The organism is Mesorhizobium onobrychidis (assembly GCF_024707545.1).
Classification (GTDB): domain Bacteria; phylum Pseudomonadota; class Alphaproteobacteria; order Rhizobiales; family Rhizobiaceae; genus Mesorhizobium; species Mesorhizobium onobrychidis.
The window spans coordinates 5,934,098-5,953,381 of sequence record NZ_CP062229.1 but is presented as its reverse complement, the minus strand read 5'-3'; the positions used below and the strand labels follow the sequence as shown (position 1 = coordinate 5,953,381).

The window sequence follows — 19,284 nt, the reverse complement described above, 5'->3', positions numbered from 1 at the left end:
TCAGTCCTTCGTTCCCGCGCCCGGCGGATCGTCCTCGATCCGGGCGTAGAGGTAGTGGTCCTGCCAGATGCCATTGATCCTGAGATAGGATCGCAGAAGTCCTTCGCGCCGGAATCCGGCTTTTTCAAGCACGCGGATCGACCGGGCGTTGTCGGGAATACAGGCAGCTTCGATCCGGTGCAACCTCAGCGTATCGAAGGCGAAGCGCGTCACCACCTTGACCGCGTCGGTCATCAGGCCACGGCCGCTGTAGCGCTCGCCGATCCAGTAGCCGATATGGCCGCTTTGTGCGACGCCGTGGCGGATGTTGCCGAGGGTGATTCCACCGACAAGCTTGCCGTTGCCTTTCTCGAAGATGAAGAAGGCTATGGCCGTTCCCTGGGCATAGTCTTCGCGATAGCGGCTGAGGCGATGCCGCCAGGCCGTGCGGTCGAGCTCGTCGGGGTTCCACCGCGGCTCCCACGGCTCCAGGAAGGCGCGGCTTTCCCCGCGCAGCACCGACCATTCGCGATAGTCGTTGGTCAGCGGCACCCGTAGCGTGACCCGGTCACCCTTCAGTGCCGGCAGGTCACGGCGAAAGAAAGGGAGCGCGAACATGACGCTTTGATGGACTTAGCCGGCGAGCTTTCGGGCCGTGGTCTGCGTGCCCGAAAGCGACTCGAGGACCGCCTCATAGGGAGCGAGGGTACCCACCGGTCCGACGGCAGTCAGCGTCGGCTTGGTCGAAAACAGCCGTGACGACAGGTCCGTCAGCCGCTCGACCGTCAGCGCCGACAGCCGTTCCATCAGCTCTTCCTTGGCGATCGGCCGGCCGAACAGAAGCATTTGCCGGGCGATCTGCGAGGCACGGCTGGCCGGGCTTTCGGCGGACATGATCAGGCCTGCGCGGTACTGGGCGCGTGCCCGGTCGAGTTCCTCCTGCAGGATGTTTTCGCCGGCCTTCTGCAACTCGTCGATAACCACCGGCACCAGTTCGGCGATGTCGCTCTGCCCGGTCGCGGCATGGACGCCGAATATGCCGGTGTCGGAAAAGCCCCAGTGGAAGGCATAGACCGAATAGCACAGCCCGCGCTTTTCGCGGACCTCCTGGAAAAGACGCGACGACATGCCGCCGCCAAGGATCATCGACAGGACCTGCGAGGCGTAGAAGTCGCGTACATGATAGGCGCGGCCCTCGAACCCCAGCACGATTTGCGCGTCCATCAGGTCGCGGTCCTCGCGGAAATCGCCGCCGACATATTGCGCAAATTGCGGCATCGTGTTGTCGGATTTGCTGCGGAAACCGCCGAGATGCTTCTCGACCTCGCGCACGAAATTGTCGTGCTTGATGTCGCCGGCGGCGACGACCACCATGCGCTCGGCGCCATATTGCCGTTCGATGAATTTGTGCAATTGCTTCGAGGTGAAGGATTTGACGGTTTCCGGCGTGCCCAGGATGGAGCGGCCGATCGTCTGGTGGCGGAAAGCCGTCTCGGTGAAGCGGTCGAAGACGATGTCGTCGGGCGTATCGTGGGCGGCGCCGATCTCCTGCAGGATAACATGCTGCTCGCGCTGCAGCTCCTGCGGGTCGAACTCGGATTCCTGCAGGATGTCGGAGAGGATATCGACGGCCAGGGGCACGTCGTCGCTCAGCACCCTGGCATAATAGGAGGTGGTCTCGACACTGGTGGCGGCATTGATCTCGCCGCCGACATCCTCGATTTCCGAGGCGATCTCGAAGGCGCTTCGCCTTCTGGTTCCCTTGAACGCCATATGTTCAAGCAAGTGGGCCATTCCGTGCTCTTCGCTACGCTCGTTGCGGGCCCCTGATTTGACCCAGGCACCAAGAGCGACGGATTCGAGGCTTGGAAGGGTTTCGGTGGCGACTGTCAGGCCGTTCGACAGACGGCTTACCTCAACACCCATATAGCAAATACTCCCTAACTTGCCGCCCGCGTGTGGCGGCTAACATAATCTTCCACCATTTTCAGGTCGGATGGAAGTACCGTGTATTTTTCCTCGGCACTCATCAATCCGCCTAGCCATGCGGGCAGGGCAGGCGACACGCCGCTGGCGGCTTCGACGGCGGCCGGGAACTTTGCCGGATGGGCTGTGCCCAGCACCACCATCGGCACGGCATTGGTGGCCGTCGCAGCCGCAACATGCATGGCCGCGGCCGTGTGCGGGTCAAGCAGATAGTTGCTGGCCGCGAGCGTCGAGCGGATCGTAGCGGCGACTTCGTCCATGGTCGAACGGCCGGCATCGAATTCGGAGCGGATCCTGGCGATCTCGCCGGCTTCGATGGTGAAGGCGCCGGACTGCTTGAGGCCGCTCATGTAGCGCCGCACGGTCGGGGCATCGCGGCCGGCCGCCTCGAACAGCAAGCGCTCGAAATTCGAAGAGACCTGGATGTCCATCGACGGCGACGTGGTCGAAAAGACGCCTTTCGTACGATACTCGCCGCTCGACAGCGTGCGCGCCAGAATGTCGTTGTCATTGGTCGCGATGATCAGCCGCTCGATCGGCAGCCCCATCTTCTTGGCGGCGTAGCCGGCGAAGATGTCGCCGAAATTGCCGGTCGGCACGGTGAAGGAAACCGGCCGGTCGGGCGCGCCGAGCGACAGCGCCGATGAGAAATAATAGACGATCTGGGCCATGATGCGGGCCCAGTTGATCGAATTGACCCCCGACAGCGATACCCGGTCGCGAAAACCGTGATCGTTGAACATGTCCTTCACCAGACCCTGGCAATCGTCGAAATTGCCTTCGACCGCCAGTGCGTGGACATTTGCGGCGATGGACGTCGTCATCTGCCGCTGCTGCACCGGCGAGACCCGGCCGTGCGGGAAAAGCACGAAGATGTCGGTGCGGTTGCGCCCGGCGAAGGCATCGATGGCAGCCCCGCCGGTATCGCCGGACGTGGCGCCGACAATGGTGGCGCGCTGGTCGCGTTCGGCAAGCACATGGTCCATCAGCCGGGCGAGAAGCTGCATGGCCACGTCCTTGAAGGCAAGCGTCGGGCCATGAAAGAGTTCCAGAACGAACATGTTCGAGCCGGTCTGCACCAGCGGGCAGACCGCCTCGTGACGGAAGGTCGCATAGGCTTCGCGCACCAGGCGTTCGAACACCGGCATCGCGATCTCGCCGCCGAGAAACGGCGACAGCACGCGGATGGCGAGGTCGGGATAGGCAAGGCCGCGCATGGCGCGGATCTCTGCCGCCGAAAACTGCGGCCAGGTATCAGGCACATAAAGACCGCCATCGCGCGCCAAGCCCGCCAGCACCGCGTCGGAAAATCCAAGCACGGGCGCTTCCCCGCGGGTACTCACATATTGCATCGTCATGTTCCATTGCTGCCGGGCGGTTTCGTCCGCGGCAAAGTGGTTAATTTCCGTACTTGCTCAGTCGCATTTTTGCCGCGCGGTTGATATACGTCACCCGCTTTGCGAGAGGGAAGTGCAGTTCATGGCGTTTCATACATTCAACGGTCGTTTTGTCGCGGGTCTGGCGCTCACCGGCTTTATGCTTACCGCCGCCGGCTGCCAATCAGCCGGCAATAGCATCCTAGGTTTCGGAAAGACGGACACGACACCGCCACCACCGCCGGATCCCAAGGTTCTCGCCAGCCAATTGCAGGCCTATTGTCCGAAAGTGACGCTGCGCGACGGCACCGCCTTCTTCAACACCTATTCCAAGGGCAGCCAAAAACCCAAGAAAAAAGCCGCCGCTCAGGACGCCGAAGCTGCTGCGCTTGACGTGAGCAGCGACCAGCAGGATGATTCCGCGAAGATCATCTATCAGGCCTCGATCACCGATGTGACCCGCGACTGCAACCGTGCCGACGGCTCGCTGACGATGAAGATCGCCGTCGCCGGCAAGGTCGTTCCGGGACCGATGTTCAGCCCGGGCACCATCACCATGCCGATCCGTATCGCGGTGATGCATGGCACCGAGGTCCTTTACTCGCAGCTTCACCAACATCAGGTCCAGGTTACCAATCCCTCGAGTGCCACCCAGTTCGTCTTCACCGATTCGAACGTTGTCGTTCCCGAGCCGACCGCGAAGGATTATCAGGCGTTCGCCGGCTATGACGAAGGCCCACCGAAGAAGACCGACAAGAAGATTGCCGCGGCCGAATAGCCGCAGCTTTGGAGCTGCGCGTCCATTTGGACGCCTGCTTCACGCATCCGCCGACCACTCCGACAGGGCGGCGATCACGCTTTTCAGTTCCGCCCAGCGGCGGATGACCGTTTCGGCGCCGGCCTCGGTCAGCGCGTCGGCATGCCCGGGATAGCTGTGCGCCGCTCCGGTGAAGCCGATCACACGCATGCCGGCTGTCCTGGCGCCGGTCACGCCGTGCACGGAATCTTCGATGACGAAGGTGTTCGCCGGGTCGGCCTTGAGCTTTTCCGCGGCAAAGAGAAACACGTCGGGCGCCGGCTTGGATTTTCCGCCCGGCGTTTCCAGCGACGAAAAAATCCGGCCGGTGAAAAACGGCAGCAGACGCACCTTCTCCAACATGAATTCGATCCGCTCGGTGCGCGAATTCGAGCAGATGCAACGCGGCGCCGTCACCGCGGCGACCGCCTCGTGCGCCCCGTCGATGGCGCGCACGTCGCTGCGCAGCCTGCGGTCGACCAATTCTTCCTCCCGGTCGATCAGTGAAGCCTGGAACGGGATGCGGGACTTTTCCTCGACCCGCATCATGATGTCCTTGAAGGTCAGCCCGGCATAGGTTTCGGAAATCTCCTCGGCCGATATCTCGTAACCGGCCGACGTCAAAAGCTCGGCTTCGATGCGCGCGGCGATGATTTCTGAATCGACGAGCACGCCGTCGCAATCGAAGATGACAAGGTCTGGCTGGGGCATAGCGATCCGGAAAGCGGGAGGGAGGCTGGGACGGTTCAGGCGGCGCGGCATACACCAACAGGCCGATCTTCGCAAATTACCCGGGGTCCGCACCCTCGGCCTTCACCGAATATTTACGCTGATCGGTAACCATAACAGGGAGTAAACAGTAACGCGTGCTTTGGGTGTAACAATGTCTGCCGTGCGTCTTCTCGACGAGCTTTCCCATGCTCCCCAGCAATCCGAATGGCTGGATACGATCCTGAAGGGCGATTGCGTCGCCGCGCTCGACCGGCTGCCCGAAAAATCCATCGACGTGATCTTTGCCGATCCGCCCTACAATCTGCAGCTCGACGGCGATCTGCACCGGCCCGACCAGTCCAAGGTCGATGCCGTCGACGACGACTGGGACCAGTTCGCGAGTTTTGAGGTCTACGACGCCTTCACCCGGGCCTGGCTGCTGGCGGCGCGCCGCGTGCTGAAGCCCAACGGCACCATCTGGGTCATCGGCTCCTACCACAACATTTTCAGGGTCGGCGCCAAGATGCAGGATCTGGGGTTCTGGATCCTCAACGACGTCGTGTGGCGCAAGACCAATCCGATGCCGAATTTCCGCGGCCGCCGTTTCCAGAATGCCCATGAGACGATGATCTGGGCCTCGCGCGATCAGAAGGGCAAGGGCTACACCTTCAACTATGAAGCGCTGAAGGCGTCGAACGACGACATCCAGATGCGTTCCGACTGGCTGTTTCCGATCTGCACCGGCAGCGAGCGCCTGAAGAACGAAAATGGCGACAAGCTGCATCCGACGCAGAAGCCCGAAGCGCTGCTCGCCCGCATCATGATGGCCTCGACGAAGCCCGGCGATATCGTGCTCGATCCTTTCTTCGGCTCAGGCACCACCGGCGCGGTGGCCAAGCGCCTCGGCCGCCATTTCGTCGGCATCGAGCGCGAGCAGGCCTATATCGACGCCGCCAATGAGCGCATCGATGCAGTCCGGCCGCTGGATCGGGCTGATCTTACCGTGCTTACCGGCAAGCGCGCCGAGCCGCGCGTTGCTTTCGTCAGCCTCATCGACACCGGGCTGATGCTGCCGGGCGCCACGCTCTATGACGCCAAGAAACGCTGGGCGGCCAGGGTGCGCGCCGACGGCACGGTGGCGGTCGGCGACAGCGCCGGATCGATCCACAAGATCGGTGCGGAGGTTCAGGGGCTGGATGCCTGCAACGGCTGGACCTTCTGGCATTATGAGCGCAGCGGCGGCCTGACCCCGATCGACGAGCTTCGCCGTATCGCCCGCCTCGGCATGGAGCGGGCAGGGGCCTGACAATAACCGCTACAGCGGTCTCGTTGCACATCGTTCCCGGAAGGAAGCAGGATCGCGATTTCTCGACCGAGAAGTGCCGCGACGCGCTCCGCCAATGCCGTCGTCGGGTCTTCGTCATTCCGCTCGTCGCATCGCCTCGACCGATGATGCCACACACACACCTGTGGAGGAAAGACCAGCGCTCGCCGGTTGGAATCTCACGATCACGCGAGTCGCAGACCGAGGTAACGAACCATCGGGTCGAAGTCTCGTTCATCATGCAACAGCGCGTGTCCGCCCTGGATGCAGAATGTGCCGATAATCATATCGATTGTCTTGCGCATGGTGATGCCCCGCTGCCGGAGCATGCGGTAGTTTCGGGCAGCTTCGACTGCCGTCGCCGGATCCAGCATCGGCACAATGGCGAATTGTCGGAGGTTCCGCTCAATCAGTTGGGCATGCGGTTCGTTGAGCGCGCCTTGTAGCACTTCCAGCAGGATCAAGTCTCCGACCAGAATCTCCTGAGTGTCATCGAGATGTCTGAGCTTACCGACCGAGACGCTGTCCGTATTGCGGAGATGGGCGATCCACACGGAACTGTCGACGACGATCATCGATGCCGATCGGGCGAACGGCCTTCCCGCATGGCGTCAAGATCGCCCTCCCAGCCGGCGCCAGCAAGGGCGGCGATAGCCATATCCTGCCGGTGCCGGCGCACCAGAGTGCGCAGTGCCGCCTCAATCGTCGCTTTCTTGGTCTTGAGACCGGAGGCGGCCATGGCCTCCGCGATCAATTCGTCGTCGAGTTTGATGTTGGTTCGCATGGTGATTCTCGATGTGTATAGATTGGACTAAATACACACATTCTGCTCCTGACCAACAAGCCGTCACAAACGAAAGCCGCCCCGTCGGAGGGATTACGGTGAGCGATTCCCCAGGAAGAGTTATTGACCTTGCCCACCGTTTCTCGAATGCTTGATTCCCTTATCCAACGGAGACCAATTCCATGAAAGCTCTTGCCTCGCCGTTTGTCGCCGCCGCCCTCGTCATGGCGTTGTTGGCCCCTCCGGCGATTGCGCAGCACACCGGCGCAGAAAACCAGCTTGATGCGATTATCAAGGACGGCAAGCTGCGCGTTTGTACGACCGGCGACTACAAGCCCTTCACCTTTCATGACAAGACCGCGAACAATTACCAGGGCATCGATATCGATCTCGCAAAATCTCTGGCAAGTTCACTAGGGGTCGAGGCGGACTTCGTGGCGACTACCTGGAAAACGTTGCTGGCCGATTTTACAACCGGTAAGTGTGACATCGCGATGGGTGGCATTTCGGTGACCCTGGAACGCCAGAAGCAGGTGTTCTTCAGCGAACCCTATCTCGTCAACGGCAAGGCGCCGATTGCGCGCTGCGAGGACGAGGCGAAATTCCAGTCGATTCCCGACATCGACAAGCCGGATGTGACTGTGATTGTTAATCCCGGCGGGACCAACGAGAAATTCGTGCGTGAAAAACTCAGTGACGCTAAAATTGAGATCTACCCGGACAATGTCACGATCTTCCAGAAAATTCTTGACGGCAAAGCCGATATTATGATCGCCGAATCGGTCGAAACCGAGCTGCAGGAGAAACTCCACCCTGGCCTTTGCGCGATCAACCCCGAGAAGCCGCTCCAATATGGCGAAATGGGTTATATGCTTCCTGAGGGTGCCGTCGTCTTCAAGGCCTATGTCGACCAGTGGCTTCATCTTGCCAAGGCGACGGGTGAGTTCGACCGCATCTACGATTCTCACGTCAAGTAGCGCCCGACGACGCGATCCGATAGCAGCGCCGTGGAGCGCGCGTCTCAGCGACTGCACCACCATCACATGCCGTCTTGTCCATCAGCTTGAGAGGACAAACACAGATTCAGCCGTTGCGCGCTTCGCCACCTGTTAACTCACCCGATTGTACTGGGCCTGACTACGGATCCTTTTGCAATCCGCCATGTTGAAGCGGGTTATCGGTCAGGCCCGTCGCAGTGATCACACTCTGATCCCCAGGCGATCGAGGTCCGCCTCGAGCGTCTTTGCGTCAGTGAACAGCACCGACTGCCAGCCGGCCGCCTTGGCGCCGTCGACATTCTTCTGGCTGTCGTCGATGAACAGCGTGGCCGCGGGCTCGAGGCCGAACGCGGCGACGTGATGGTCGTAAATGCCACGATCCGGCTTGATCATGCCGATCTCGCCCGAAATGGTCACACCGCGCGGTCGGTTGAGAAAATCGAAACGCTGCCGGGCTTCGGCAAGCGTGTCGGCGGCGAAATTGGTCAGCATGGTCACATCGTGGCCGCTCTCGATCAGCTTGTCCATGATCTGGACGCTGTCGTCATAGGCGTGCGGCACCATCTCGTGCCAGAGGCGGCGGAAGTTGCGGATGTTTTCGGCGTGGTCCGGGTGTTGGGCGATCAGCAGAGCCTCGGCCTCTTCCCAGGTCCGGCCGCGGTCCTGCTCGATGTTCCAGTCATGCGTGCAGACATTGTCGAAGAACCATTTCCGCTCTTCGGCGTCGGGGATCAATCGGCTGAAGGGCAAGTTCGGATCGTAGTGAATCAGCACTCTGCCGATGTCGAAAACGATGTGGCGGATTTCGGTCATTCTTGTCCTCGTCAACGCAATTCAATGTGAGGCGATGTGGGCGATTCAATGTGCGCGCTGCTTCTTCGTCGCGCCCGGTATCGCCGCTTCGATTACCTTTTTCATGACAGTGGGCAGCGCTTCGCCGGAAATTTCATGGGCCAGCGACCAGAAATGCCCCGCAGGGGCGGCGCCATCGGTCATCGTTTTGAAGACGTCGAGTTCGAGCGCGAAATGGGTGAAGACATGGCCAATCCGGCCGGCTGGCCTCCAGTTGCCGGGGAAGGGCGCCGCCGCGTCCGTGGTGGCGCCGTCGATCCGCGCGGTCCAGCCGGTCGTCGGTACTTCGGTCATGCCGCCGAGCAGGCCTTTATCCGCACGTTTGCGCAAAAGAACGGCGCCGTCGTCACGTACGGCAACGAAGGCAGCCCCGCGCCGCAATGGTTTCTCACCCTTCGGCAGGCGGATAGGGAAACGCTCGGGATCGCTTGAAACAGTGGCGCTGCAATCCTCCCGCAGCGGGCACAGCATGCAACGCGGTCGCCGTGGCGTGCAGATCGTCGCGCCGAGATCCATCATTGCCTGAGCGAAATCGCCAGGTCTGGTCGCTGGAACCATGCGCTCGACATAGGTGCGTATGTCCCCCTTGGCTTCGCTCAGCGGCGTGACGATCGAAAACAGCCGGGAAACGACCCGCTCGACGTTGCCGTCGACGACCGCGGCGGGCTGGTCGAAGGCGATCGCCGCGATCGCAGCCGCCGTGTAGGCGCCGATGCCGGGCAGTTCTCTCAAGCCAGCTTGCGTATCCGGAAACCTGCCACCTTGCCGTGCGACGAAATCGGCGCAGGCCTTGAGATTGCGCGCGCGGGAATAATAGCCGAGCCCGGCCCAGGCCTTCATCACATCTTCGGTCGGTGAGGCGGCCAACGCCTCGACATCAGGCCATTTCTCGACAAAAGCCCGGAAATAGGATTTTACCGCTTCGACCGTGGTCTGCTGCAGCATAACTTCGGAAAGCCAGACGCGGTAGGGATCGGGCCGTATGCCGCGTGCCAATTCGCGCGGCGCAATGCGCCACGGCAAGTCGCGGTGATGCGCGTCGTACCAGCCAAGCAGGCGGGACGCGATGTGGTCGCTGTCTCCAGACGCGGCTCTGCCGCTGTCTCCAGACGCGGCTCTGCCGCTGTCCCCAGATGCGGCTTTGCTGCCAACTCCGGATGCGGTCTTGCGGGTCTGGTCGTGCAGTGCCATTGATCGAGGACTGGCCTAACCGATGCGTGGTGAAGGTCGTGACTGGAGAACGCACATGGCAGGGAAAAGGCCCTTCGGCAATCCCGTTCCGGTGAGTGATCTCGCAACCCAGATTCTCGATCCGGTGTTGCGCAAGCGGGCCGGCATGTCGATCGGGCTCGTCCAGTCATGGGAGGAGATTGCCGGGCCGCGGCTTGCCAGCCGTTCGCGCCCTGAAAAGATCCAGTGGCCGCGCCGCATGCATGAAGATGATCCGTTCGAGCCGGCGGTGCTGGTCATCGCCTGCGAAGGCATGGCCGCCCTCCATCTGCAGCACGAGACCGGCGAGATCATCAACAGGGTCAACGCCTTCCTCGGCTTCAACGCTATCGGCCGGATCAGAATCGTGCAAAAGCCGGTGACGGCGGACAAAGGGCGGCCTAAACCAAGCTTTCGGCCGCTGACCGCGGCCGAGAAGGTGAAGTTGTCAGGCACTGTCGGAATGATCGAGGATGACGGGCTGCGCGCTTCGCTGGAGCGGCTCGGCGCCACCATTCTCGGTCAAAAGAAAGTATAATCTCGCGCTTTCGTGATCGCGTACCCAAGATTTGGCGATTGGAATGGGGACGGCGATGCCTTAATTCGCGCCAACTCTCGCCTTTTCTAGCCTTTGCATTGCAAAATCCAACCATTGTCAGGTGATTCGTATGACCCGTCTTTTGTCCCGCAGAAACCTCCTGTCGTCGCTGGCCGCCATTCCGGCGGTGGCTCTGCTCGCCGCCTGCAGCGACTCGGGTGACAAAGCCGTGGCGGAGGATGTGAAACCTGCGGCCCCCGCCGATCCGATGAAGCCGGCCACTCCGGCCGCGGCCAAGGCGCCTGAGGCCCAGGGCACGGTGGACATGGCGGCCTTGCTGAAACCCGGCGCGCTACCCGACGAGCAATTGGGCAAAGACGACGCGAAGGTCACCATCGTCGAATATGCCTCGATGACCTGCCCGCACTGCGCGCATTTCCACGAAACCACCCTGCCGGAGCTGAAGACGAAATATATCGATACCGGCAAGGCACGCCTTATCCTGCGCGAATTTCCGTTCGACCCGAGCGCCGAGGCTGGTTTCATGCTGGCGCGCTGCTCCAAAGACAATTATTTCCCGATGGTGGACGTTCTGTTCAGGCAGCAGGCGAACTGGGCAGGTGTCGCCAATACCAAGGACGCCCTGCTGCAAATCTCCAAGATGGCCGGTTTTACACAGGAGTCCTTCGAGGCCTGCTTGACGGACCAGAAACTTCTGGACGATGTGAGATCGGTCCAAAAGCGCGGCGCCGATGAATTCAAGGTCGACTCGACGCCGACCTTCTTTATCAACGGAAAGACCTACAAGGGGGCGCTGTCGATTGAGGAAATCTCGGCCATTATCGACCCTCTGCTCTGACGTTTCGGCAGCGCCGAAGCGGCTGCGCTTCGGCGTGCGCGACTTTTTGTTGTGCCGCGGGTTCTGTTCGCAACACCGCGGAACACTTTTGCGGAACCCGCTTATGGGGCGGCGCGAATGAAGTTTTCGCGCCTTCGCCTGCTCGGTTTCAAGTCCTTCGTCGAACCCGGTGAGTTCGTCATCGAACGCGGCCTGACCGGCATCGTCGGGCCGAACGGCTGCGGCAAGTCTAACCTTGTCGAGGCGCTGCGCTGGGTGATGGGCGAAAGCTCGTACAAGAACATGCGCGCGTCCGGCATGGACGACGTCATCTTTTCCGGTTCTGGAACGCGTCCGGCCCGCAACACCGCCGAAGTCACGCTTTTCCTCGACAACAGCGACCGTAGCGCGCCCTCGGCCTTCAACGACGCGGACGAACTGCAGGTTTCGCGCCGCATCGAGCGCGAGGCGGGTTCGCTCTACCGCATCAACGGCAAGGAAGCCCGCGCCAAGGACGTGCAGCTGCTTTTCGCCGACCAATCGACCGGCGCGCGTTCGCCCTCGATGGTCGGGCAGGGCCGCATCGGCGAGCTGATCCAGGCCAAGCCGCAGGCGCGCCGCGCCCTGCTGGAAGAGGCGGCCGGAATTTCGGGCCTGCACACACGCCGCCACGAGGCCGAACTGCGTCTGAGGGCGGCCGAACAAAATCTGGAACGGCTGGACGATGTCGTCGGCGAGCTGGAAAGCCAGATCGAAAGCCTGAAGCGCCAGGCCCGCCAGGCCTCGCGCTTCAAGAACCTGTCGGCCGATATCCGCAAGGCTGAAGCGACGCTGCTGCATCTGCGCTGGACGCTGGCCAAAACACAGGAAGGCGAGGCGCGCTCGGCGCTGGCGATTGCCACGGCACTTGTCGGCGATCGCGCCGCCGCCCAGATGGCTGCCGCCAGGGAGCAAGGGATCGGCGCCCACCGGTTGCCGGAGCTGCGCGACGCGGAAGCCGCCGCCGCTGCCGCCTTCCAGCGCCTGTCGATCGCCAAGACGCAGATCGAGGAAGAAGCGGGCCGCATCCGCGCCCGCCAACTGGAACTCGACCGCCGGCTCCAGCAGCTCGACGGTGACATCGTTCGCGAGGAGCGGATGGTCCGCGACAATGCGGATATTCTTGAACGCCTCGCCGCCGAAGAAGCCGCGCTCAACACCGAGAACGCCGGCGCCGCCGAGCGCGAGGCCAGCACCCGCGCGGCGGTCGAACAGGCGGCGTCGACGCTTGCCGCCAGTGAAGCCAAACTCGCCAGGCTGACCGCCGAACGGGCGGAGGCCGCCGCCTCCCGCAACCAGATCGAACGAACGCTGCGCGACACCGCTGAGCGCCGCGACCGTTTCGCCCGCCAGCTCGCCGATGTCGACCGGGAGTTGTCCGACATCGCCTCCAGGGTCGCCGGCCTGCCCGATCCCGCCGAGAAGCAGCTTCTGGTCGAACAGGCCGTGGCGCTGCTCGAGGAGACCGAAGCCGCGGCGATCGCCGCCGAACAGGCAGTCGCCGAGGCGCGCACGGCGGAAAGTGCCGCCCGCCCGCCGGTTCAGGATGCAAAGGCCGAGCTGGCGCGGATCGAAACCGAGGCCCGCACGCTGGCCAAGATCCTGAATGCCGCGAGCGGCGACCTCTTCCCCTCCGTCCTGGAGCAGATCAGCGTCGAACGAGGCTATGAGACGGCGCTGGGAGCAGCCCTTGGCGAGGATCTCGACGTGCCGCTCGACGGCAGCGCGCCGGTGCATTGGGGCCAAAGCGAGATTCAGCCCGGCGACGCCGCTTTGCCCGAAGGCATCAAGAGCCTTGCCAGTGTGGTCCGCGCGCCGGCGCAACTGGCCCGCCGCTTGGCGCAGATCGGCATCATCGAGGCGGGCGACGGAAAGCGGCTGCAGGCGCTGCTTGCGCCCGGGCAGCGGCTGGTCAGCCGCGAAGGGGCGCTGTGGCGTTGGGACGGGTTCACCGCCAGCGCCGACGCGCCGACCGCGGCCGCGCAGCGGCTGGCGCAGAAAAACCGGCTGGCCGAGCTCGATGCCGAGGCGGTCCACGCGACCCGCATCCTGCGCCAGGCCGAAGAGGCTCTTGCCCATGCCGAGCAGGCGCTTGCCCGGGCGAGCGAGGCCGAGCGCAACGCCCGCCAGGCCGGGCGTGATGCCCAGCATGGGTTGGACGCCGCCCGCAACGCGCTGGCCGAGGCGGAGAAGGCCGGCGGCGAGCTGTCGAGCCGACGCGCCGCACTTGACGAAGCCCGCGCGCGCATCGTCGACAGCCATGAAGAGACGGCTGCGGCGTTCGTCGAGGCGGAGATGCTGCTGCAAAGCGCTCCCGATCTCGGCGATCTGCAGTTGCAGCTCGAACAGTCGGCCGCCAACGTTGCTCGCGACCGCGCCACCCTTGCCGATGCCCGCGCCGTCCATGAAGGCTTGAGGCGGGAAGCCGAGGCGCGAACGCGCCGCCTCGACGCCATCGGCACGGAACGCCGCAACTGGCTGGAGCGCGCCGAAAACGCCTCGACGCAGATCGCAGCGCTCGGCGAACGCAAGGCCGAGGCCGAGGCCGAACGTGAAAGACTGGCCGACGCACCCGACGAGATCGACGCCAAGCGGCGCGCTTTGCTGTCGCAGCTTGCCGAGGCCGAAAGCCTGCGCCAGGCGGCGGGCGACCGCTTGCAGGAAGCGGAGAACAAGCAGTCCGAACTGGACAAGGCCGCGACATCAGCGATCCAGTCGCTGGCCGAAGCGCGCGAAACCCGCGTCCGCGCCGAAGAGCGGCTGACCGCTGCCGACGAAAGACGGCTGGAGGTCGAGGCGCGCGTCCAGGAAACGCTGAACACGCCGCCGCATCTGGTCATCCGCCACACCGGCCTGGAGGCCGACAGCCCGATGCCGGAGATGACTGAGATCGAGCGTCAGCTCGACCGGCTGAAGATCGAGCGCGAGCGGCTGGGCGCCGTCAATCTCCGCGCCGAGGAAGAACAGAAGGAACTGTCCGACCGGCTGGAGAGGATCGTTTCCGAACGCGAGGATATCATCGAGGCGATCCGCAAGCTGCGGCAGGCAATCCAAAGCCTGAACCGCGAAGGCCGCGAACGGCTTCTGGCTGCCTTCGACGTGGTCAATGGCCATTTCCAGCGGCTGTTTTCGCATCTGTTCGGTGGCGGCACGGCGGAACTGCAACTGATCGAATCCGACGATCCGCTCGAGGCCGGCCTCGAAATCCTTGCGCGACCGCCCGGCAAGAAGCCGCAGACGATGACGCTGCTTTCCGGCGGCGAGCAGGCGTTGACGGCGATGTCGCTGATCTTCGCCGTGTTCCTGACCAATCCCGCGCCGATCTGCGTGCTTGACGAAGTCGACGCACCGCTCGACGATCACAATGTCGAGCGTTTCTGCAATCTGATGGACGAAATGGCCGCCACCACCGAGACGCGCTTCGTCATCATCACGCACAACCCGATCACCATGGCGCGCATGAACCGGCTGTTCGGGGTCACCATGGCCGAGCAGGGCGTGAGCCAGCTCGTGTCGGTCGACCTGCAGGCGGCCGAGGCCCTGCGCGAGGCGAGCTGAAGCGTCGACAGTAAGGCTTGTCGGTAGCGCCTGTTGGGGCTTTCGGCTATAGCACGAATTGGACTAGGTCGGTTCCGTTCATTCGGATGTAGCGTTTTGATATTGTGCATGATCCTTTCCGAAGTCGATCTCGATTTCGCGGTCATGTGCCAGCAATGCATGGAGAACCTTGTTGCCCGTACTTGTCACCGGAGCCGCGGGGTTCATCGGCAGCCATGTTTGCCGTCATCTCCTGAGCAGGGGTGAAGCGGTCGTCGGCGTCGACAATATGAACGACTATTACGACCTGGCGCTTAAAAATGGGCGTCTCGCCCGCTTGCAGCCTCACAAGGATTTTTCATTTCACCAGATCGACATCGCCGAACAGGGCGCTCTTGCCGACGCTTTGGCCGGGCAAGGCATAACCAGGATTGTCCATCTCGCCGCTCAGGCGGGCGTGCGCCATTCACTCGACAATCCGAGGCTCTATGTCCGTTCCAATGTTGTCGGCCATCTCGAGATGCTCGAATTCTGTCGCGCGCAGCCCGCATTCAAGCATCTGGTCTATGCCTCGTCGAGTTCGGTCTATGGCGGCAACCGCAAGGTTCCGTTCAGCGAGGCCGATCAGGTCGACAGGCCCGTCTCTCTCTACGCCGCCACCAAGAAGTCAGATGAATTGATGAGCCATACCTACGCCCATCTCTTCGGGGTGCCGCAGACCGGCTTGCGGTTTTTCACCGTCTACGGCCCCTGGGGCCGGCCCGACATGGCCTATTGGATATTCACCAAGGCGATGCTCGAAGGCAAGCCGATCCGGGTGTTCAACAATGGCGAGATGTGGCGGGATTTCACTTATGTTGACGATGTGGTGAGGGCGGTCGTTGCCGTGCTCGACAAGCCGCCATCGGCTGAAGTTCCGCCGAGCAGGCTCTACAATGTCGGCAACAACCGGCCGGTGCGGCTGGGCGATTTCATCGACAATCTGGAAAGACTGCTAGGTGTAAAGGCGATCCGCCACAGCGAGCCGATGCAGAGCAGCGACGTCGAGCGGACCTATGCCGACATGACTGCGCTGGAGCGCGATTTCGGCTTCAAGCCGAGTGTTTCAATTGAAGATGGGCTGAAGAGATTTGTCGACTGGTACCGGTCCGAATGGGCTAAGAGATCGCCGACAACGTGACTGCGGCCTGCGGGTCGTCGTTCCGGCACCTTTCTTCATTTACGGTCCCAGGGCCTCGATCCGCAGTCTCTGCTTAAATTTCGCAATTAATACAGTGGCATCAACAGTATCGGTTGAATTTTTTGGGAACTGTCGCAAGCAGTCGCTCTATCGGCTAGTTCCCCTGCACAGAGGATTTGGTTCTCGGACTGAGCCTGAAAGGGATTGTCGACGGACGTTGCCGGCCGGCCTCCAGCCGCCAATCTCCAACATTTGCGATTAGCCGTAAGCCCCTGCGCCTTCGTCATCCTAGGGCGGAGCAAGGAGCGAAGCGACGCGGCGCAGACCCTGGGATCCATTCCGTGACATCAGCAGAAGAATGCAGCGGCCCAGAACGGCGCTTGCATCCGCGACGGCGCCAGCTACCCTTCCACCATGACCGGCTATGCCTATATGACCGCGAGCCGGAAGCGCGGCACGATCTCGGCGTCACCAACGATCTCGGCCGCCGCCTACCGGAGCACAAATCCGGCCAGGGCTCGCGCTTCACCAGCCGCTACGGCGTGCAGCGTCTGGTCTGGTACGCGGAACAATTCGACATTTCGCGACGCCATCCAGCGCGAGACGTCGCTGAAGCGTTGGCCGCGCCAATGGAGGATCGAACTGATCGAGAAGACCAACCCAGAGTGGTTCGAGCTTTTTCGCGGAACCGGTTGGTAGCGTTCGGTTCTGGTCCGCCGGAGCACTGCCGCGAGGTAACGGAATGGATCCCAGGGTCTGCGCCGCGTCGCTTCGCTCCTTGCTCCGCCCTAGGATGACGAAGTGGAGGGGTGTTTGGCCAATCTCCAAGGTTTGCGATTTGCCATCGAGATTGGCGACTGACAGAAACCACCGGCGGTCGCTGCCGATCGGCCCCGACCTGTCAAAATCACTGTGCAGAGCCACTAGTGTGGCTTGCAACAGTTCTGAGTCAATCGCGGGATAGCTGTTGAGGTGGTTGATTTCATTGAATTAAATAACGACCAGCGACGCGAGAAAGTCAATTCTGACCAACGCTTCACTGCGCTCAGCACAATTGCGGGCATTGATTGCCGATCTCTCTTACCGGTGGCGGCTCCAGCGATCAGGACGGAAAACCGAAATGTCTCAAAGGAATCACAGATGGCACTATTGCCGAGCGGTGCCGGACGTTCGCGCCATCGCAGATGAATCGTTTGCCCTCGGGCGAACTGTCCGCGCGTCTTTGTCGACGGTTCTCGATTCCACCAGCCATCATATTTCTGCGGCGAACCGGTCGTCGGCTCCATTCGAAGCCCCATAGCTTCGGAGCAGCCGGATGGGCTCTGTAGGACAGCCCTTCTTTAGGTAAGCCCCGGGGCGCGAAGCGACATAATCGATGATCGTTTGTCAAAGCGACTCGATCATCGCCTCAGCCCGGCCATGAACGTTTTTACTCGGGCGGGGTCGACCTGGTTCCACCAGACGCCGTCATGCTTCAGCGCACTGGCGATGATGATCCCATCGACGATGCCAAGGATATCGTTGGCATTGTCGGGCGTCACGCCGCTGCCGACAAGCGTCGGTCGGCCGGCAGCCTCTTTGATCATGCTGATATAGCTCAGATCCGCAGCGTGCCCGGTGCGCTGACCGGTCGCAATGATGGCGTCGGCGTCGAAGAAAACCAGATCCTTGACCAGTTCCTCCACCGGGCGGTCGGCAACGATCGCGTGCGCGCCGTGCTTGACATGAGCATCGGCGAAAACGCGGATGCCGTTGACGCGCAGCCTGGCGCGGTAGCGTGCCGCGCGACCCGACTCCCCCTCGACAAAACCCTCGTTAGCGACATAGGCATTCGCCCACTGATTGACGCGGATAAAGCCCGCGCCAGCGGCACTGGCGATCGCAAGGGCAGGGATCGCGGCGTTAGCGAGCACATTGATGCCGACCGGCTTGCCGAGTTCGCGACGGATACGGTCGGAAACGACCGCCATAAAGGCCGCTGTCTCCGGTCCGATATCGTCAGGTTTGGCAAAAGGGATGTCGCCATGATTCTCGACGATCACGCCGTCGCATCCGCCATCGAGATAGGATCTCGCATCATCCAGACCCCGCTGATAGATCGCCTCGACCGCCTCGCCGTCATAGCGCGGCGCGCCCGGAAGCGGCGCAAGATGAACGACACCGATCACCACCTTGGTGCGGCCGAAAAGTTCTACGAGCGCGTCGCCGCCTGATTGGCCGAGTTGGGTCATGAGAGCTCCGTTTCATCGATGAGCGCCGCCATTTCAGACGCGGAAGGACAGGATATCAATGTGCCCGGGCGAGTCACCGCAATTGCCGCGGCCGCGAGCGCGAATTTCAGCGCTGAGATAACCGACACGCCCTTGGCAAGCCCGCCGGCCAGACAGCCGCAAAAGACATCGCCGGCGCCGCTTGTGTCGAGCGCCTCGACGCGTGGCGCCGGCAAACGAAGCGATCCCCCCGGGTCAGGGCCAAGGACGAGACAACCTTCAGCGCCAAGTGTGATCACGACTGTCCCGGCGCCTTTGGCCGCCAGCGCGCCGGCTGCGGCTGCCAAATCGTCTTGGCCGGTCAGCGCTTTCGCCTCGGATTGATTCACCACCAAAACCTCTGCCATACCGAAATCAGGCAGAGCCGCCGCATCGATAGGGCTGACGTTCAGGACGGTGCGCGCGCCATTTTCCTGTGCTGCCCGCAGGCAGGCATCTATCGCGGCGCCCCGCAGGTTTCCTTGGCAGACAAGGATGTCGCCAAACGCGATCCGGCGCGCAAGTGCGGTTTGCGCGATCGGATCGAACGCCTCGCTGCAGGCGACGCCGCTGACGATGAAGTTCTCGCCGCCGGCCTCAATGACGATGGTCGAGCGGTCGCTTGGCAGGTCGAATTCAATCGCCTCGAGGTCAGACAACTCCCTGTCGAGGCGGCTCCTGATCCATGTGCCTGCGCGGTCCTTGCCGAGCGCCGTCCAAAACGTCACCGGAGCACCCGTGCGCGCGGCAGCAACCGCCTGGTTTGCTCCCTTGCCGCCGAGGCCGTCGGCGTAGCTGCTGGCGTTCAAAGTCTCGCCGGTGGCAGGGAAGCGGCCGACGCGAAACGTCGTGTCGATGCAGGCATTGCCTACGACATGGACATGCATC

The 19,284-nt window shown here is 62.4% G+C and carries 17 protein-coding genes and 1 pseudogene; 8 read left to right on the top strand and 10 right to left on the bottom strand.

All coding sequences use genetic code 11. From position 1 onward, the window contains the following. From IHQ72_RS29385 to thrC, 3 genes are read right to left on the bottom strand one after another with little or no spacing between them, the layout of a single operon-like run. Entirely contained in the window at positions 1–597 is a 597-nt protein-coding gene (locus IHQ72_RS29385; RefSeq protein ID WP_123147085.1) for a GNAT family N-acetyltransferase, read from the bottom strand. Between the two features lie 15 nt (positions 598–612). Continuing rightward, entirely contained in the window at positions 613–1,905 is a 1,293-nt protein-coding gene (locus IHQ72_RS29380) for a M16 family metallopeptidase (RefSeq protein ID WP_258118996.1), read from the bottom strand. 14 nt (positions 1,906–1,919) lie between these two features. After that, positions 1,920–3,317, bottom strand: coding sequence for a threonine synthase (thrC, locus tag IHQ72_RS29375; RefSeq protein WP_258118995.1), 1,398 nt, complete (start codon positions 3,315–3,317; stop codon positions 1,920–1,922). A 127-nt stretch (positions 3,318–3,444) separates the two neighbouring features. Between thrC and IHQ72_RS29370 the strand changes: the two genes are divergently transcribed. Then, positions 3,445–4,119, top strand: a complete 675-nt coding sequence (locus IHQ72_RS29370) for a hypothetical protein (RefSeq protein ID WP_258118994.1) — start codon at positions 3,445–3,447, stop codon at positions 4,117–4,119. Between the two features lie 39 nt (positions 4,120–4,158). On the opposite strand, the gene IHQ72_RS29365 is transcribed toward IHQ72_RS29370, so the two are convergent. Further along, on the bottom strand, positions 4,159–4,848 hold the full coding sequence (locus IHQ72_RS29365; RefSeq protein ID WP_258118993.1) for an HAD family hydrolase: 690 nt from the start codon (positions 4,846–4,848) through the stop codon (positions 4,159–4,161). Between the two features lie 172 nt (positions 4,849–5,020). Here IHQ72_RS29365 and IHQ72_RS29360 point away from each other — a divergent pair, with 172 nt between their 5' ends. Further along, on the top strand, positions 5,021–6,154 hold the full coding sequence (locus IHQ72_RS29360) for a site-specific DNA-methyltransferase (protein ID WP_258118991.1): 1,134 nt from the start codon (positions 5,021–5,023) through the stop codon (positions 6,152–6,154). A 203-nt stretch (positions 6,155–6,357) separates the two neighbouring features. Here the strand turns inward: IHQ72_RS29360 and vapC are convergent, their stop codons facing one another. Together vapC and IHQ72_RS29350 are read right to left on the bottom strand one after the other, a co-directional pair. Beyond that, on the bottom strand, positions 6,358–6,747 hold the full coding sequence (gene vapC / locus IHQ72_RS29355; RefSeq protein ID WP_258118989.1) for a type II toxin-antitoxin system VapC family toxin: 390 nt from the start codon (positions 6,745–6,747) through the stop codon (positions 6,358–6,360). Continuing rightward, a complete protein-coding gene (locus tag IHQ72_RS29350) occupies positions 6,744–6,956 on the bottom strand; it encodes a type II toxin-antitoxin system VapB family antitoxin (RefSeq protein WP_258118987.1) in 213 nt (70 codons plus the stop codon). The genes vapC and IHQ72_RS29350 overlap by 4 nt, the downstream gene beginning before the upstream one ends. 182 nt (positions 6,957–7,138) lie before the next feature. Here IHQ72_RS29350 and IHQ72_RS29345 point away from each other — a divergent pair, with 182 nt between their 5' ends. After that, positions 7,139–7,933, top strand: a complete 795-nt coding sequence (locus IHQ72_RS29345) for a transporter substrate-binding domain-containing protein (protein WP_258118986.1) — start codon at positions 7,139–7,141, stop codon at positions 7,931–7,933. Between the two features lie 222 nt (positions 7,934–8,155). Here the strand turns inward: IHQ72_RS29345 and IHQ72_RS29340 are convergent, their stop codons facing one another. Beyond that, positions 8,156–8,767 carry an HAD family hydrolase gene (locus IHQ72_RS29340; protein WP_258118985.1) on the bottom strand — a complete coding sequence of 204 codons (612 nt, stop codon included), beginning with the start codon at positions 8,765–8,767 and terminating at the stop codon, positions 8,156–8,158. Between the two features lie 45 nt (positions 8,768–8,812). Then, complete coding sequence (mutY, locus tag IHQ72_RS29335) at positions 8,813–9,997, bottom strand: A/G-specific adenine glycosylase (protein ID WP_258118983.1); 1,185 nt, start codon at positions 9,995–9,997, stop codon at positions 8,813–8,815. A 55-nt stretch (positions 9,998–10,052) separates the two neighbouring features. Here mutY and IHQ72_RS29330 point away from each other — a divergent pair, with 55 nt between their 5' ends. The 5 genes and pseudogenes from IHQ72_RS29330 (at position 10,053) to IHQ72_RS29310 (ending at position 16,846) form a co-directional block, all read left to right on the top strand. Next, complete coding sequence (locus tag IHQ72_RS29330; protein WP_095486155.1) at positions 10,053–10,553, top strand: DUF721 domain-containing protein; 501 nt, start codon at positions 10,053–10,055, stop codon at positions 10,551–10,553. Between the two features lie 130 nt (positions 10,554–10,683). Beyond that, positions 10,684–11,412 carry a DsbA family protein gene (locus tag IHQ72_RS29325; protein WP_258118971.1) on the top strand — a complete coding sequence of 243 codons (729 nt, stop codon included), beginning with the start codon at positions 10,684–10,686 and terminating at the stop codon, positions 11,410–11,412. 117 nt (positions 11,413–11,529) lie between these two features. After that, complete coding sequence (smc, locus tag IHQ72_RS29320; RefSeq protein ID WP_258118970.1) at positions 11,530–14,988, top strand: chromosome segregation protein SMC; 3,459 nt, start codon at positions 11,530–11,532, stop codon at positions 14,986–14,988. 172 nt (positions 14,989–15,160) lie between these two features. Then, positions 15,161–16,147, top strand: coding sequence for an NAD-dependent epimerase/dehydratase family protein (locus IHQ72_RS29315; protein ID WP_258118968.1), 987 nt, complete (start codon positions 15,161–15,163; stop codon positions 16,145–16,147). A 414-nt stretch (positions 16,148–16,561) separates the two neighbouring features. After that, positions 16,562–16,846, top strand: a pseudogene (locus IHQ72_RS29310) (GIY-YIG nuclease family protein). Between the two features lie 701 nt (positions 16,847–17,547). Here IHQ72_RS29310 and IHQ72_RS29305 read toward each other — a convergent pair. Continuing rightward, positions 17,548–18,378, bottom strand: coding sequence for a BtpA/SgcQ family protein (locus tag IHQ72_RS29305; protein ID WP_258118967.1), 831 nt, complete (start codon positions 18,376–18,378; stop codon positions 17,548–17,550). Beyond that, positions 18,375–19,283 carry a ribokinase gene (locus IHQ72_RS29300; protein WP_258118964.1) on the bottom strand — a complete coding sequence of 303 codons (909 nt, stop codon included), beginning with the start codon at positions 19,281–19,283 and terminating at the stop codon, positions 18,375–18,377. Before IHQ72_RS29300 ends, IHQ72_RS29305 begins: the two co-directional genes overlap by 4 nt. Position 19,284: the final 1 nt, after the last annotated feature.